The following is a 15049-nucleotide window of genomic DNA, read 5'->3' as shown; positions in this document are numbered from 1 at the left end:
ACATTCTTCTCGCTTTTAGATTTTTATTGAAGGGTTAATGATTTATCGGGGAGGTTTATGCTGAGACATATATTGATTTTCAGCGAGTTAGCAAGCTGCTAAGTAACACAGATAGAGTTTGAACTCTGCCTGCGTTACTTAGGGTGTTTTACGGATAATTTTGACTCGATACAAGTTTTGAAATGCGTACTCGTGTTGCTATTTTTTTGTATCAATACATAAGTGTAAGACAACTATTTTCATAAAGGTATATTTGAAGATTCAGTAAAAGTTAGGAAGCTAAGTCAGGAATATATGGCTTATTGTTTGGGGGTTTGTCAAAAAGCCTACAGTAAAATAGAATCAGGAAAAACACAACTATCAGTAGGAAGATTGATTCAAATCGCTCGATTGTTGGAAGTAAATCCTTCTCAATTATTATTCACAAAGAATAAATAAAAAAAACGGTAGAAAACAGTAGTCATTTTAGACGAAAGACTTAGAGAGATATCATACTTCATTAATCTTATCTCTATGAACCGTCGCGACTTTTTCCAACAAACTACCGCATTAGGCGCAGCCACTTTGGCACCTTCTTCGTTGATTGCTACGCCGCCTGTAGCTTCACCTTTTAAACTCGGATTGTCTACGTATTCGTATTGGCATTTCAAAACGCCCAAAGTACCTATCGAAAATGTAATTGATGAAGCGGCGCGCCTTGGGATTGAGGGAGTAGACATCTTGCATCGCCAAATGGATAATGAAGACAATGCTTATTTACAAAAACTCAAACGTCATGCTTTTGTGAATGGGGTGGATTTGATATGCCTATCGATTCACCAAAGTTTTGTATCGCCCGATGCGGCCGAGCGACAAAAAAACATCGACCATACTCTACACTGCATCGAACTTGCCTATAAACTTGGCATCCCAAGCATTCGACTCAATTCGGGTCGCTGGAATACCATCAAATCTTTTGACGAACTCATGGCCAAACGCGGCATAGAACCGATTTTGCCCGGCTATACCGAAGACGACGGTTTCAAATGGTGCATTGATAGTATCGAAAAGTGCCTTCCTAAAGCCGCCGAATGTGGGGTCATGCTTGCCCTCGAAAATCACTGGGGCCTCACTTCTACACCCGAAGGGCTTTTACGGATTCGCAAAGCCATCGATTCACCTTGGTTGGGCGTGCTACTCGATACTGGCAATTTTTTGGAAGACCCTTACACCAAACTCGAAAAAGTAGCCCCTGTCGCCAATTTTGTACAAGCCAAAACCTACTACGGCGGTGGCGAATGGTACACGTTGGATTTGGACTACAAACGTATCATCAATATCTTACGCCAAGCCAATTATAAAGGCTATATCGCCCTAGAATTTGAAGGCAAAGAAGCCCCCGAATCGGGCGTGCGGAAAAGCATAGCCATGCTTCAGGAGGCAATGAAAGCCTAACGCCAATCCCATACCACTACATTCCAGAGGTCGGTGTGGTCTTGATAAGTATGAATTTGCTGGAAACCTACCCGCTCATGTGCCCGCGCTGAGCGGGTATTTCTTACCGCAATTTCGGTAACACACAAATCAAAATCAGCCGAAAATTGCTGACGATGCTGCGCATACAATCCGTCAAAAATGCCTTGCCCTCGGTGCGATTGAGCCACGCAAATTTGCCCCATTACATAAAACCGTTGTTGATGAATCGGGATGCTTTTCCATAACAATTCTCCCACAATATCAAACATAGGTGTAAGCTCTGGTACAAGTGCGCCAAAAGTGCGTGGCATCACCAAAGCATAGCCTACTACTTCGTCTCCGTCTTTGGCGATGACTTGTGGCAAGGCATCATTCATTTTTTTTAAGACTTCAAAAGTATGCTCTACCGTCGTAAAACCTTGGTCTTTTTGGTATTCTTGGGGCGTATTTTTATAGAGATTTTGTTGCTGAAGTGCTAGGATTTGATGCAATTCGGCATCGGTAGTTGCGGTAGTAAATAAAAGAGCCATTGTGTGATTCCTCCCAAAGAGGATTTATTTCAGAAATTTGATGCCACAAAAATAATATCTCCTTCTGTGGTAATCAATGCATTTTTTTTCTAAAAAAAATGTTGCAGGGTAGATCCTCTTAGGCTTTCCTCAGGAAGATTTTGGCAGTTATTTGAAAGCTAATGAGAATTGTATAAATTCGGCATTGATTACTCACGTTACAAAAACAAATCTTTCCAGCTCATGTTGGTGCTTAGGTGTACATTTTTATGGGCGTTGTTTTTTCACATTGTGACGGTTTCTGCGCAGCCTACCAAGCACGCACTCATCATTGCTATAGGTAATTATGACCCTGCCACTACAGGCTGGCCCAAATTGGCTTCTCTCAACGACGTTCCACTAATTCAAACAGTCCTTCAGCAGCAAGGTTTTATGAGTCAGCATATTACTGTGGTGCAGGATGTGGATGCAACAGGAATCTTGACTGCCTTCCAAAAATTGATTGAAAGTGTGCAAAACGGCGACATTGCGGTTCTTCACTATTCTGGACATGGCGTACAACTACAAGACGACAACGGCGATGAACCCGACCAATTAGACGAAGCACTTGTGCCACTTGGCGCGGCTTACAAACCCGAAGAATTGAACACCAATCATTATATTCGTGATGATGTATTGGGCAAACAAATCGCCTTGTTACGCCACAAATTAGGCCCCAAAGGTCACTTACTGTTGTTTTTGGATTCGTGTCACTCGGGAGCTGGTACACGCGGCAATGGCACTGCTCGTGGTGGATTTCCTCCGTTGGTTAAGTCTAATTATTCGCCTACGATTCCGCCTGCCAATCCTTCTCAGAGTTTGGTAGATAACCCCGTAGCTTCACGAGGAGCAGGAGATGAAGAATTGGCAAAGTTTGTGGTATTTGCGGGGGCAAGTTCTAACGAAAACAATTTTGAAACGACTGCCAATGGCAAACCTGTGGGCTCTTTGTCGTTTAGTATCAGTAATACCCTCTCTCAGCTTCGTCCCAATGATACTTATCGCCAAGTTTTTGCACGTATTCGCGCAGAAATGGCGGTGATTGCCCCCCGCCAAAGTCCCATTTTGGAAGGTGATGCAGACTATCTTTTTTTCAGCGGGCAACTCGTCAAACAAGAACCATACGTAGAAATCAAAAAAGTTTTAAATAACAGCACGCTTCAGCTCAGTGCAGGTTTGGTAGCAGGAATCAGTAAAGGAGATGTATTTGCGCTTTATCCCGCAGGTACGGCTTCAATTAAAGAGGAGCGCCCTGTTTTTGAAGGCGAAGTCACCGCTATTGATTATTTTACAGCTTCGTTATCTCTCAAAAATCCCATTTCTGCCGATTTTAAGGCTCCGCAATATTGGGCTTTTCGGACTCAACAATCGTTTTCTGAATCTCTCCTAAAAGTAGCCTTCGACTTTAAAGGGCTATCATCGGAGTCCACGAAAGTACTCTCTGATTCGTTGTCTCGCTGGAACTTTTTAAGTGTAGTAGCTTCATCAGAAGCCCCCGACATTTTACTTAAAAATACCGCAAATACTTCTAATGTAGGGGCTTTTGTGGGAGAGATGCCCTATTTAAGTAGCAAGCCTGTCAACTTGGAGGTAAAAGAAGGATTGGACTTGCTCAAAAAAACGCTGCTTTCGGCGGCCCAAGTAAAGTTTATGAAGGCGGTAAAATTGGCTACTGACGAAATTGTGGTAGAAATGTCGCTAGTAAGAGCTAAAATCGACCAAAACAATGCCGTCGTGGAAATTTTTGATACGCCCGTTGATACGCTCACTAGAAGGTTTTCGGAAAAAGACAATGTAGTTATCAAACTTGTCAATAAGGGCAAGCGTAGCGCGTACTACAACATCGTAGCGATTCAGCCTGATCATCGGATTGTGCCGGTAGCGCCTGGGCTAGAAGATCACAATGATCCCAATTCGTATAAAATTGCGGCTGGAGAAACTGTATTTCTTAAAAATCGCCCCATTTATGGTTTTTGGCCACCTTATGGAACCGAGATGATGAAAGTTTTTGCCACACCTCAGCCTATCAATCTCTTGCCCGCTATTGAAACTCAGGGAACATTGACTTCCAGCACAAGAGGTCAAGAAAATCCGTTGGTGTTTATTATGAAAAATTATCATACCCGTGGCGTTAGTAACAATATCGGTTCTACTTTCGAATACATTTATACCATTACTCCTTTTAATTCATCCATTACTAAATAAAAACAAGTAATGAACTAATTTAGAAATATCCCATAGGGGCTTTATATCGGTAGGAAAAAAACGATAATCGCCTAAACACAAAATTGCTCCGTAGGGGCTTTATATCGGTAGCAAAAAAATGGTAATTGCCTAAACACAAAATTGCTCCGTAGGAGCTTTCTATCGGTAGGAAAAAAAATGATAATTGTCTAAACACAAAATTGCTCCGTAGGAGCTTTCTATCGGTAGCAAAAAAATGGTGATTGCCTAAACACAAAATTGCCCTGTAGGGGCTTTATATCGGTAGCAAAAAAATGGTAATCGCCTAAACACAAAATTGCCCCGTAGGGGCTACACATTGATAAAAAAGCTTTTTAAAGACCCGTACGACCCAAGTTCGTTATGAAATACTTTCTTTTTTCTTTAATTTTTTTCGTATTCGTAGCGCATTATCATAAAGCCTATACCCAAGAAGCACGAGGGCCTAAAGTAGGTAATGTGGCTCCCCAAAATACGGGTCAAACATGGGCTTTGATTGTGGGGGTTTCCAAATACCAGCACATCGATTCGCTACGTTTTGCCGACGATGATGCATTGGCTTTTTACAACTATTTACTCTCTCCGGCTGGCGGAGCGGTGCCTCAATCCAACATCCAGCTTTTGTTGAATGAAAAAGCTACTTTCGGCCAATTAGACCGTGCGCTCGGCAATCTGCTGGACTTTGTAAAACCCAACGACCGCGTTTTTATTTATTTTTCTGGACACGGAGACCAAGAATCCAAGACCATTGCCCAGCGCGGGTTTTTACTCACCTACGACTCTTTCAGTAGCAATTACAACTCTACAGCCTTTGCCGTATTGTTTTTACAAGATTATATTGCGACCCTTTCCACCAAAAATCAAGCGCAAGTAGTGATGTTTTTGGATGCTTGCCGAGCGGGAAAATTGGCAGGTAGCGAAATAGGGGGTGTACAACTCACGGGCCAACAACTCACCAAACAAGTAGCCAATGAAGTGAAATTTATGGCTTGCCAAGCCAACGAAGTATCGCTCGAAGGCACTCAATGGGGGGGAGGACGTGGATTGTTTAGTTATCATCTCATTCGGGGGTTACAGGGCATGGCCGATGCCGACAATGACAAGAAGGTGACGCTTCGGGAATTGGAACGCTATCTGGAAGATCGTGTCACCTCCGAAGCCGCGCCTAGTCGCCAAAATCCCATCCTCATGGCCGCTGATAAATCGGTAGCCTTGGCCCAAATTGACACCCTGACGCTGCTTGCGGTCAAAGATAATAAGCCTCTTCCGCTTTTTGCGGCTGTGCAAGGACGGGGCTTTGCTGAGAATATCATCGAAGTGGCTGATAGTACTTTACAAAAATGGTACCTTGATTTTCAGCAAGCTCTTACCCACAAAGCCCTCATTGATACCACCAACTCGGCCGAAGAGCTTTTTGACAGGCTCACAGCCGCGCCTTCGATTGAGAAGTTACATCCTTTTATCAAACGCGAGTTTGTCGCCGCTCTCTTAGAGGCTTCTTCTCAGTTTTTTGGGGGATATTTAGAAAACAAAGATTTGACGCAAGCCTATCCCAAAAATATCCGTTATCTCGAAAAAGCCTCTCAAATTTTAGGTAAGTCTCATTTCTTATATCCTAATTTAAGCGCTCAGGCCTTTTATTATAAAGGTGTTATGGCTGAGATCACCAATCCCCCCGAAGCGCTTCACTATTATCAGCAAGCGGTATTGGCAGATAGTTCGTTTTCGCCGGCTTACAATGATTTAGGGCGTCTTCTGTATCTCAAACAGGCATACAAAGAAGCCAAGGTAGCTTTTGAAACAGGGCTAAAGTATGCGCCCCAATGGAGTTTTTTACACCTTAATTATGGTATGGTACTGAGCCATGAAGACCAGTTTGTGGAAGCAGAAGCCGCCTACAAAAAAGCCATTGAACTCAAACCTGATGATGCCTTTGCCTATAAAAATTATGGAAACCTACTAGCGCGACTCAACCGCGTTAGTGAAAGCGAAAAAGCCTATCTCAAGGCTATTCAACTCAAAGCCGATGACCCTGAAGTGTACAATAATTACGGGATTTTGCTCAATGCCCAACAACGCTATAATGAAGCCGAAACAGCCTACAAAAAGGCACTTATCCTTCAACCCAACGACGCTCAGGTACACAATAATTATGGGATTGTGCTGACTGTACAAAACAGATTTGCCGAAGCTGAAATCATGTTTCAAAAAGCCATTGAACTCAATCCCAAAGATGCCCAAGTCTATTTTAATTATGGTGTATTGCTTACTACCCAAAATCGGCAAGCCGAAGCAGAAAATGCCTATAAAAAATCCATTGAACTGAATCCCAACAATGCCGTCGTTTATAATAGTTATGGGGTATTGTTGGCGGCCCAAAATCGCTTGCAAGAAGCCGAAAATGCCTATAAAAAATACATTGAACTAGCACCTAACAATGCGCTTGTTTATGGAAATTATGGCAATTTGCTGTATCGTCAAAGCCGACAAAAAGAAGCAGAAACGGCTTATCGTAAGTCCCTCGAAATCAACCCTAATGATGCCAATGTTCAGAAAAGCTATGCGATATTGCTCAAAAATCAGAATCGTTTTGTAGAGGCAGAAGCGGCTTATCAAAAAGCTATTTTACTCAAAACCGACGATGCCGAAGTTTATAAAAGCTATGGAATGCTGCTGGCCGCCCGCAATCGTCGTGATGAGGCCGAAATTGCTTACAAACGCGCCATTGAACTCAATCCTAAAGATCCCTTTGTGTACAATAGTTACGGGATTTTGTTGGCCGTGCTGGGGCGGTTTGAAGAAGCCGAAAAAGCGTATAAACAATCGCTTGAACTGAGTACTTCTAATGGACTAGTGTATAGCAACTATGGCAACTTATTAGCCCGCCAAAATAGACTGACCGAAGCCGAATCTGCCTACAAAAGAGCCTTGGAAATAATTCCAAATGACGCCAATTTGTACAACAACTACGGTAACCTTTTGGAAGGCCTTACGCGTTGGACGGAGGCGGAGGCTGCCTATCAAAAAGTAATTGAACTCAACCCTAATTACACACGCGCCTACTATTATATGGCTGGTATCAAAGCCAAACAAAACCTTCTTCCTGAGGCGCTTCAGTGGTTAGAAAAAGCTTTTCAAAAAGGCTACAACAATTTTGAAAGTATAGACCGTAATGCCGCCTTAGACCCGCTTCGCGCATTACCCGAATTCAAGACTTTACTCGACAAATACAAGAAAAATTGACATGAATAAAAGCCTACTACGCGATGCCTTTATCGCTACTGTTTTGGTGTTTTTGCTCTATAGTATGCCTTCGCTTTTGGTGGCGCATGTCAATTTTTTTGATCCCCTTCATGCGGGTATTGATCGTATCAAGAAAGAGTACGAAAATGTGTTTGTGGATATTACAAAAGGCAAACTCACAAGCAAGCCCACCCAAGCCGATTCGGTGATTTATTTGGTCAATATCGATACACTCGACCGCACGGGCATCGCTCAACTCATCGAAAATATCAACCGATTTGACCCCAAAGTAATTGGGATTGATGTAGTTTTTAGCGAAAACATCAATCAACCCAATCCGCGCTTATCGGCGGCCTTAAAATCCGTCTCTGATAAGCTGGTATTAGGCTCTTATTTGTTGACCAATCAACTCGGAGAAATCCAAGAAAAGCCCGAAAGTAGTGCTACTCCCTATCTCTTTGGGGTAGAAGGCTTTGCCAATTTTGTAACACTCGAAGCCAACAGTACAGTGCGGCTGTTTTTGCCACAATTTTTTCCTAAAAACAAAACGGGCTCTGGCCCCAAGTATAAACCTCCGCTTGAATCATTTTCGACCCAAATTGTCAAGAAATTTGATGAAAAGAGTTATCAAAAATTTATTAAACATCGCCAATACACTACTGTACATGCGCCCGAAGTAATTGTATATCAGCATCAAGAAATCGATTATCACAAACTTCAGCCAGAAGAGTTTTATGAAGGCAACCCCGAACTCGATGAGCTCAAAGGGAAAATTGTGCTAATTGGACTTTTGGGCGACTCGACGGTGGCTGAAGATAAACACTATTCTCCTTTTAATCTCAATGCGCTTCAGCCCGATATGAATGGCTTGGTGATTCATGCCAATATCATTGAGATGATTTTGCGCGACGATTATGTGCGCTATGCTGAAGGCTGGGTGTTGAGGATTGTATCTTTTCTAGTGTGTCTGGCTTTGATGGTATTTTTTATTTATGAATTTGTCAAACACAACCTTTGGTTTCACCTCATATTCAAGCTGGTACAATTGATGTTGGGGGCATTGTCGTTTGCGGTAGGGTTATGGATTTTTTATAAATGGCAAATCAAAATCGATACCCTCAAGCTCATTGTGCCTATAGCTCTTACGGTCGATGTGCTGTATTTCTACAATACTTTTGCGCAGTGGCTTCATCGCCAAACCGGGTTTGTCACTTATTTTGATTCTGATACCAAAGTGGCAAAAAAAACCATGCGTCAGTTTTTTATCTATATGTTTAAGAAACACTTAAAAGTACAAAAATGAAAACATTTCTTATTTGGGGCAGCGGTGTATGTCTGCTACTAACGCTTGTGGCGTTTTTCCCCACGCCTCTGATTCAGTACGAAATAGCGTGGATAGAGGGTGACTTCTGGCATCAACCGAGTGGGCAGGTCAAATGGCAAAAGTTAGAAAACAAAACCAAGCACGTAGCTATCAATCCTGCCGATAAAATCAAAATTGGCAAAGGAGCACAAATCATAGTGACTGGAAAAGACGGCTCGGGCTATTTGCTCAACAAGGCCGGGGTATGGCGTTTGCAACAGCTCATCGACCAGCCTCAAATCAAATCACCTTCGATGGTAAAACAATATTTAGGTTTTTTGATGCAGCATATCAATCACGCCGAAAAATCAATCGACGAATACGCCGAGGGGTATATGCGCAAAAAAGGCTTAGTCAACCGTGGGCCAGGGCTGACAGCTCCGCTCATGGTTTCGCCTCAATTTGAATCTAATCTTGAAAACGAAACCGTAACTTTTTTGTGGAAGTCCAAGCCCCGCACTACTTCTTATACTTTTGCTATTTATGATGATTGGAACGCCAATGCCGACCCCATTTTTGTAAAAGAAATCCCGGATACTTCTCTACAAGTAAGTATGGACAAAACGCTGCTTGAAAGCGACCGACTTTATTATTGGAATGTAGCTCCCCAAAATACTACTCAGAGCATCAGGTATGCTTTCAAACGCCTCAAAAATGATGATTTAAAGAAATTTGAAGAAAAACTCATTGCTCTTCAGACCGATTTGAAATTCAATAAGGCGATGAATGCCTTTTTGAAAGCGGGCTTATACGAAGAAAATTATTTTTATCCCGAAGCTAATCGTCAATTTTTGAACGCGCTAGAGCTTGAACCTAAAAACCAACTTTTTCGACAAAGTTATGCGTTGTTTTTGGCTCGCCACGGTCAGCTCGACGACGCCAAAAAGTACTTAAATATGTGATAGTATTCGCTGATTATACAATCTGTAAGAGGGCATTTTTATCGACGGTATGCTTTCCATCAAAAGTGATTACTTTTAAGTGAGGAATCGCAGACTGGATATCCGCTACGTATTGGTTCAAATCAATTTTGGTTAAAAACTCGTCTTGAGTACCATATACAAGCGTGGTAGGAATCGAAGAAAGTTTGTTTGGATCAATCACATCGGCAACGCCATTGCCAAAAAAGCCCGCCCAAATCACGAATCTGTCGCAGCGAATGTGCCCATCATTGAGCCATCGTAGGGCGGTGGCATTCCCTTGCGAAAACCCCAAAATATTGATTTGAAATTGGCTGGTATCGTGGCCCTTCAGTACTGAGTCATATAGTTGATTGAGATAAAATATATAGTCATCTATTTCTTGGGGACGTTCTTCTTTGGTCATCCACGTGGCCCCTACGCGCCCGCTTACGCCTTCCAAATAAAACCGAGACAGTGCTTCGGGCGCTACCACAAAAGTGTTATCTTGGGCAATTGCCTCAAATTTTTTAATAAAAAACTGAGCTAATTGCCCATAGCCGTGGAGTACAAACCAAACTTGCTTGGTAGCTTCCCCAAGCGAACCAAGCGTATAATAACGCGCCGTGCGTTTTACTTCGAGGTGATGTTGTTGCATAAAATAAATTATATTTGTAGCTCTAATAAAAAACAAAGCAAAGGAACATAATCCTGGCGTTTTATTTGAACAAATCCTCAAAAAACACCCTGAGTGGTCAAGTTAAATCTGATGAAAAACAATCTTCCCTTTTACGTTCTTTTGGTTATTTTGGTGGTGGTGGATGCTTGGCTTTTAGCGCATCCTAATTTCATTGGGAGGCTGGGGATTTTGTTTTTCAAATACGATATGATTCGTACTTTTCCTAAAGCATTGGCTACGGTGGCCCTTACGACAGCAGTGTGCGTAGGGGTGACTTTATTTGTAAAAAGACTCGCCAAGCAAACGGCTCTGCTTGTGACGGGCCTGCTCACATTGGTCGCAGTGGGGGTTTTGGTCAATACCATTCTTAAATTTTCTTCTGGTTCTTATGCCATGACGGGCGCTGGTTTCAAAACAGGGGCTATTCTGATGCCTATTATTTTGGTATTGGTTTTTGCCAATGGTTTTTATGAAGCTTCTAAAATGAGAAAGCCCGACCAAACGGTTTAAGTGCCTCTCTTTTCGGTTCATTGTTGATTTTCGACGCTTTAGAAATCATTTGTCTTAAATGATGGCTGAAGGGCTGCATCTTTGTGCTATCATTTTACATACAGCTATGAAAAACATAAAGTATACCTTGGCTTCGCTCTTAGTCGCGATAGGACTAAAAGCTTGCTGGGTCGATGAAAAATCTAAAAAAATAGAACTCAAAGGTACATTTGTCAACGATTCGTACCTGCGGCGTTCCTCTGATAGCCTTTTGGCGGTGATTCCCTTTTATGCGACAGAGTTGGTTTTTGAGCGCCCTGATAGCGTGCTTATTCGTAATGGAGTAGAAGAGTATTCACTCGCTTACACGATTAGCCATGACACTTGCTACATTCATCAAGCTTACCAAAACCACGGGCTTTTGGAAGATTTAAGGTTGGTGATTTTATCGGATACTACTTTCGACGCTTTGGAACAGGCATTTACGGGGACTAAAGAGGCTGCCCATTTTGTAAAAACATCTGTTTTTGAGGGGTTTGAGTACCAACTTCGTTCCCAAATTGCGGGACAATATGATTTAAAAGGAAAAGAAAAGCAGCGAGTCTTCCTTCATGCCAATGGAAAAGTAGAGGGTTTGGATGAGTATGATACGTTTGAGCTTTGCTACGCGGGCGATTGTTTATCCGAACCAGCCAAAATAGCGAACGTGATGCGGCTCTCAAGTCCCAGAAAACAGGAATTTGTGGTGTGGGAGTATGACCAAGATGCGGGTGTGTTGCGGATTTATCAACTTCAAGCGGCTATGCCTGATATAAAAGGAGAACGAGAGATTGCGTCAAAACTCTTTGAGCTTAAAAAACGCTCCTAATTGGTCTGTTGTGATGAACTCTAAATTTAAAATTGTTATGCCTTTTAATCGAAAATATTTTGTGAATAAGATTTTGTGCTTTGTAAAAAGTAAAGCTCTTGATGAAATAACCTTGCTACTGCTGGTTTTGATAATGGTAAAATGTACAACCCAAACGCAAGAAACGGCCACTAACTTGCCCGCCGCACCGCAGCCTTCCGCAACGCACGAAAAAGCACCGCAGCCTCAATTAGAAGATTTTTCTTTAAGTTATAACCAACTAATGGAAGAAGGAAAGTTGAGTAAGGCGGAATTGATAGAAGGAAATCAAATCAAGAAATATTCGATTGATACGGGGGTTGACGAAAATTTTTTGCAGAATTACAAATACCACTTGTTACAAACTGTATTAGAAACACCCCAAACCAAGCTGTACCTTATCGGACGAGAATATGACAATGAGAATATAGTATGGCTTTGTGGCTATGATGAAAAGCACCGGCTGATGTTTACCAAAGAAGTATATTATGACAATGCCGAGGGAAATTATCAGGTGGAATCTCATCTCCAAAAAGATACTTTGACGCTTTCTATTGAAGATATAAACCAGGGAGCATCTACCCAAAAATACAGCTTTGACCCAAAAACAGGGTTGGTTGAAATGAAGCCTTGATTTGTTTTAAGTGTTTGTAAATTAGGGAGTAATTGTAAAAAAAACAGGCCTCAACTAAAAGTCGAGGCCTGTCCAACCCATACAGCCATTTTAAAAATATTTTACTTAACGTAAGTCTTTGTTGATAAATTGTGTAACTACTTCAGTTGTCATAACAATTAAATAACATTGTTTGCATACCAAAAAGTTCCATTGTTATTCTTGATTCTTCGGACGCCTCTCTAACTCTTTTATAAAGATATAAAAACTGAATAGATACATCCAAATTTACGAGGAAAAATGTAAGATACTAATCTTAATGCGACAAAAACGAGTAATAAATCGGCGAAAAGAAAAATTGTTTTCATGGTTGTTAACAAAATTCGAGTTTATCGAACTGTTTTTTATTAGATATTCTATAGTGAAAAAGGTTTAAAATTATTCCAATGTTTTTCTGTTTAGTGACAGCTTAACTCCCCCAAACCAGAATTGTCCGCGAGCTGGCTCGAAATAACGGCCATTGGCGGCGTTTATTTGAACATTCTGAAAATAAATGGCATCGAATAGATTGTTAACTCCTACGAAAGGTTCGAGCGCTACACGATGGTAGGTCAAGTGAAGCCCCATGCGTAGATTGACGAGGGTATAAGCATTGGCCACGACGGCGTTGGCGTCGTCGGCATAGAGGTCAGAAGCATGGCGAATCTGGGCAATCGCAAACAGACCTTTGGGCCGAAAATAGCGTAATTCGGCTTGGGCAGCGTGTTTTGGAATTCCGGGTAGGGTATTGCCGTCAAACTCACCGGCGGTAGTCACATATTGGCGGTACTTAAAATCGGAATAGGTATAGTTTGAAAACAGTGAGAGTCCTTTGGCGAGGTTAGCGTTAAGGCTCAATTCTACGCCTTGGCGGCGAGAGCTGCCAGCATTGCGATAAAATACCCGACCTGCTTGCCCCGTAATTTGATAAGGTACAAACTCATCCGATACATTGATATTGAAAAGAGCTAAATCCATTCTGACGCGTTGGTTGAAATAAGTTTTAGCTCCTATTTCGTAGTTGGTTGCGCGCTGAGGTTTGAGGTCAGGATTGAAGCCTCCCGTGCCCGAAGGGTTGTTGGAAAGCTCGCTAAGGGTAGGGGTTTCAAAACTAGTACCGAGATTGGAGTAAAGACTTATTTTGGGAGATGCTTCAAACGAAATTCCGATGGTCGGATTGAGACGACTGTATTGACGTTGGCCTGATTGGTCGCCGTCGGTCAACAAAGCATCTTCGGCTTTCATCCGAATGGCATCGGAGCGTAAGCCCGTCAAAATCGTCACTTTATGATACGAAATCTCTTGTGTAATATAGGCTGCGGTATTTTTGAAAGATTCGAGTTGGTCAAAAGTCAGCTTCCCGCGCTGACCCATTAGGTTGTCGAAACGGCGGCGGGTATCAGCTTGCGTTTCCAAGTCAATCCCAAGGCGAAAGCGATATTGAAGCTCCCCAAACACCTGATTGTATTGATATTGTAAACTAGCTCCTGCAAAAGTTCGATTGATAGTACCAGCCCCTGCTGCCTGAAATGCCAAAAAGTTGGAGAAGTCGCGTTTGGTACCAAATACCCTTGCAAAGAGGAGACTATTACCCATTTTTTTCTCAAACGTAATACCGATACGCCCCTGTGCTACCGACTCACCAGCCATAAATCTCAAATTGTTGGGATGCGCTTGGCGGCGGTTTTCGTTTACTTGTGCCAGCGTGAGGCCGCCAGGGTCGTTGGCAGTAGGGCCATTGCCATAATTGGCCAATATCGATAAGCGCGTAAGTGAGTCAAAATCGTAGCGTAGCTTTAGATTTAGAATCGAACTTTGCATTTGGCTGTTGCCTCTATAGCCCTCGGAGGCATTGCGAGTCGCGACAAAAACGTATTGAAATTTCCCTTTTTGGTAGCCTGTTTTGAGGCGATAGCTATTAAATCCATTAGAGCCTAGGGTTGCTTGTGCTTCCGCCAAAGGTAAGTCGGCAGCATTGTCGGTTTGTAAGCTAATAACCCCTCCTGCGGCATTTCCGTATAAGCCTGACGAAGGCCCGCGCATCACTTCCAAACGTCGCATAGCTCCCATGTCCAAGTTGTCAACATCGGCTTGGCCGTCGGGGGTGGATTCAGGAATACCATCTACCACAAGCCGAATACCACGAATCCCAAAAGCAGCCCTAGCCCCAAAACCCCGAATCGAAATACGAAGGTCTTGATTGAAATTATCAGGATTTTGGGCAAACAGCCCCGCCACTCCTCCCAGCGATTCAAAAAGTGAGAGCTGAGGCTGTCCGATTTGAATCCTGCTACCATCGAGTACAGTCAAGGCTGCTGGTAAGCGTTTTTCGTTGGTTTCGAGGCGGGTAGTCGAAACCGTAACGGGCGACAAAGACAATGTACGTAAAGAATCGGCTCTTTGAGCAAATAGTAGGTCAGGACAAAAAAGTGAGCAGACAGAAAGCCATATCATGAGCCTCAGACGAAAAAAAGACGTATGAGAACACAAAATGAATGGCATAGTGATAATTTTAATGAAGGTGGGACGTTGTTTTTGTATAAAAATAATCATAAAATTGTTGGAATTTGTACTATTCAAGAGCCTTGTTATTCTACATTAACTCTTTTTTT

Annotated in this window: 12 protein-coding genes; 9 read left to right on the top strand and 3 right to left on the bottom strand. The window is 42.5% G+C overall.

From position 1 onward, the window contains the following. The first annotated feature begins 249 nt into the window (after positions 1-249). Together G563_RS39165 and G563_RS0130295 are read left to right on the top strand one after the other, a co-directional pair. Positions 250-438, top strand: coding sequence for a helix-turn-helix domain-containing protein (locus tag G563_RS39165; RefSeq protein WP_310586573.1), 189 nt, complete (start codon positions 250-252; stop codon positions 436-438). Positions 439-513: 75 nt separating this feature from the next. Continuing rightward, on the top strand, positions 514-1434 hold the full coding sequence (locus tag G563_RS0130295; protein WP_037328595.1) for a sugar phosphate isomerase/epimerase family protein: 921 nt from the start codon (positions 514-516) through the stop codon (positions 1432-1434). Here G563_RS0130295 and G563_RS0130290 read toward each other — a convergent pair. Next, on the bottom strand, positions 1431-1985 hold the full coding sequence (locus tag G563_RS0130290; RefSeq protein WP_028668637.1) for a GNAT family N-acetyltransferase: 555 nt from the start codon (positions 1983-1985) through the stop codon (positions 1431-1433). The two genes, G563_RS0130295 and G563_RS0130290, sit on opposite strands and share 4 nt — an antisense overlap. 222 nt (positions 1986-2207) lie before the next feature. On the opposite strand from G563_RS0130290, the gene G563_RS37385 reads away from it, so the two are divergent. From G563_RS37385 to G563_RS0130270, 4 genes are all read left to right on the top strand, one after another. Then, positions 2208-4208 (top strand): caspase family protein, encoded by a 2001-nt coding sequence (locus tag G563_RS37385; protein ID WP_157585735.1) that lies wholly within the window; start codon positions 2208-2210, stop codon positions 4206-4208. A gap of 381 nt (positions 4209-4589) precedes the next feature. Further along, entirely contained in the window at positions 4590-7469 is a 2880-nt protein-coding gene (locus tag G563_RS37380; protein WP_051211298.1) for a tetratricopeptide repeat protein, read from the top strand. 1 nt (position 7470) lies between these two features. After that, the gene (locus G563_RS0130275) at positions 7471-8772 is read left to right on the top strand and encodes a CHASE2 domain-containing protein (RefSeq protein ID WP_028668636.1); all 1302 of its coding nucleotides are present in this window, start codon (positions 7471-7473) and stop codon (positions 8770-8772) included. Continuing rightward, a complete protein-coding gene (locus G563_RS0130270; protein WP_028668635.1) occupies positions 8769-9734 on the top strand; it encodes a hypothetical protein in 966 nt (321 codons plus the stop codon). The genes G563_RS0130275 and G563_RS0130270 overlap by 4 nt, the downstream gene beginning before the upstream one ends. 13 nt (positions 9735-9747) lie before the next feature. On the opposite strand, the gene G563_RS0130265 is transcribed toward G563_RS0130270, so the two are convergent. After that, positions 9748-10389: an alpha/beta hydrolase gene (locus tag G563_RS0130265; protein WP_028668634.1), complete on the bottom strand. Its 642-nt coding sequence runs from the start codon at positions 10387-10389 to the stop codon at positions 9748-9750. 111 nt (positions 10390-10500) lie between these two features. On the opposite strand from G563_RS0130265, the gene G563_RS0130260 reads away from it, so the two are divergent. From G563_RS0130260 to G563_RS0130250, 3 genes are all read left to right on the top strand, one after another. Next, the gene (locus G563_RS0130260; protein ID WP_028668633.1) at positions 10501-10920 is read left to right on the top strand and encodes a hypothetical protein; all 420 of its coding nucleotides are present in this window, start codon (positions 10501-10503) and stop codon (positions 10918-10920) included. A gap of 106 nt (positions 10921-11026) precedes the next feature. Then, the gene (locus tag G563_RS0130255; protein ID WP_157585733.1) at positions 11027-11767 is read left to right on the top strand and encodes a hypothetical protein; all 741 of its coding nucleotides are present in this window, start codon (positions 11027-11029) and stop codon (positions 11765-11767) included. Between the two features lie 37 nt (positions 11768-11804). After that, positions 11805-12419 carry a hypothetical protein gene (locus G563_RS0130250; protein ID WP_157585731.1) on the top strand — a complete coding sequence of 205 codons (615 nt, stop codon included), beginning with the start codon at positions 11805-11807 and terminating at the stop codon, positions 12417-12419. Between the two features lie 417 nt (positions 12420-12836). Here the strand turns inward: G563_RS0130250 and G563_RS36270 are convergent, their stop codons facing one another. After that, on the bottom strand, positions 12837-14990 hold the full coding sequence (locus G563_RS36270) for a TonB-dependent receptor family protein (RefSeq protein ID WP_084651013.1): 2154 nt from the start codon (positions 14988-14990) through the stop codon (positions 12837-12839). Between the last annotated feature and the right edge of the window lie 59 nt (positions 14991-15049).

Source organism: Runella zeae DSM 19591 (genome assembly GCF_000423565.1).
GTDB classification, from domain to species: domain Bacteria; phylum Bacteroidota; class Bacteroidia; order Cytophagales; family Spirosomataceae; genus Runella; species Runella zeae.
The sequence above is the reverse complement of the archived record's forward strand: the minus strand, read 5'-3'. Positions and strand labels throughout refer to the sequence as shown.

Bases quoted from the DNA above. Each gene is read 5' to 3' on its own strand.
- G563_RS0130270 (WP_028668635.1), top strand. From the start codon at position 8,769: ATGAAAACATTTCTTATTTGGGGCAGCGGTGTATGTCTGCTACTAACG.
- G563_RS0130295 (WP_037328595.1), top strand. From the start codon at position 514: ATGAACCGTCGCGACTTTTTCCAACAAACTACCGCATTAGGCGCAGCC.
- G563_RS36270 (WP_084651013.1), bottom strand. From the start codon at position 14,990: ATGATTATTTTTATACAAAAACAACGTCCCACCTTCATTAAAATTATC.
- G563_RS0130275 (WP_028668636.1), top strand. From the start codon at position 7,471: ATGAATAAAAGCCTACTACGCGATGCCTTTATCGCTACTGTTTTGGTG.
- G563_RS0130255 (WP_157585733.1), top strand. From the start codon at position 11,027: ATGAAAAACATAAAGTATACCTTGGCTTCGCTCTTAGTCGCGATAGGA.
- G563_RS37385 (WP_157585735.1), top strand. From the start codon at position 2,208: ATGTTGGTGCTTAGGTGTACATTTTTATGGGCGTTGTTTTTTCACATT.
- G563_RS0130250 (WP_157585731.1), top strand. From the start codon at position 11,805: ATGCCTTTTAATCGAAAATATTTTGTGAATAAGATTTTGTGCTTTGTA.
- G563_RS0130260 (WP_028668633.1), top strand. From the start codon at position 10,501: ATGAAAAACAATCTTCCCTTTTACGTTCTTTTGGTTATTTTGGTGGTG.
- G563_RS37380 (WP_051211298.1), top strand. From the start codon at position 4,590: ATGAAATACTTTCTTTTTTCTTTAATTTTTTTCGTATTCGTAGCGCAT.
- G563_RS0130290 (WP_028668637.1), bottom strand. From the start codon at position 1,985: ATGGCTCTTTTATTTACTACCGCAACTACCGATGCCGAATTGCATCAA.
- G563_RS0130265 (WP_028668634.1), bottom strand. From the start codon at position 10,389: ATGCAACAACATCACCTCGAAGTAAAACGCACGGCGCGTTATTATACG.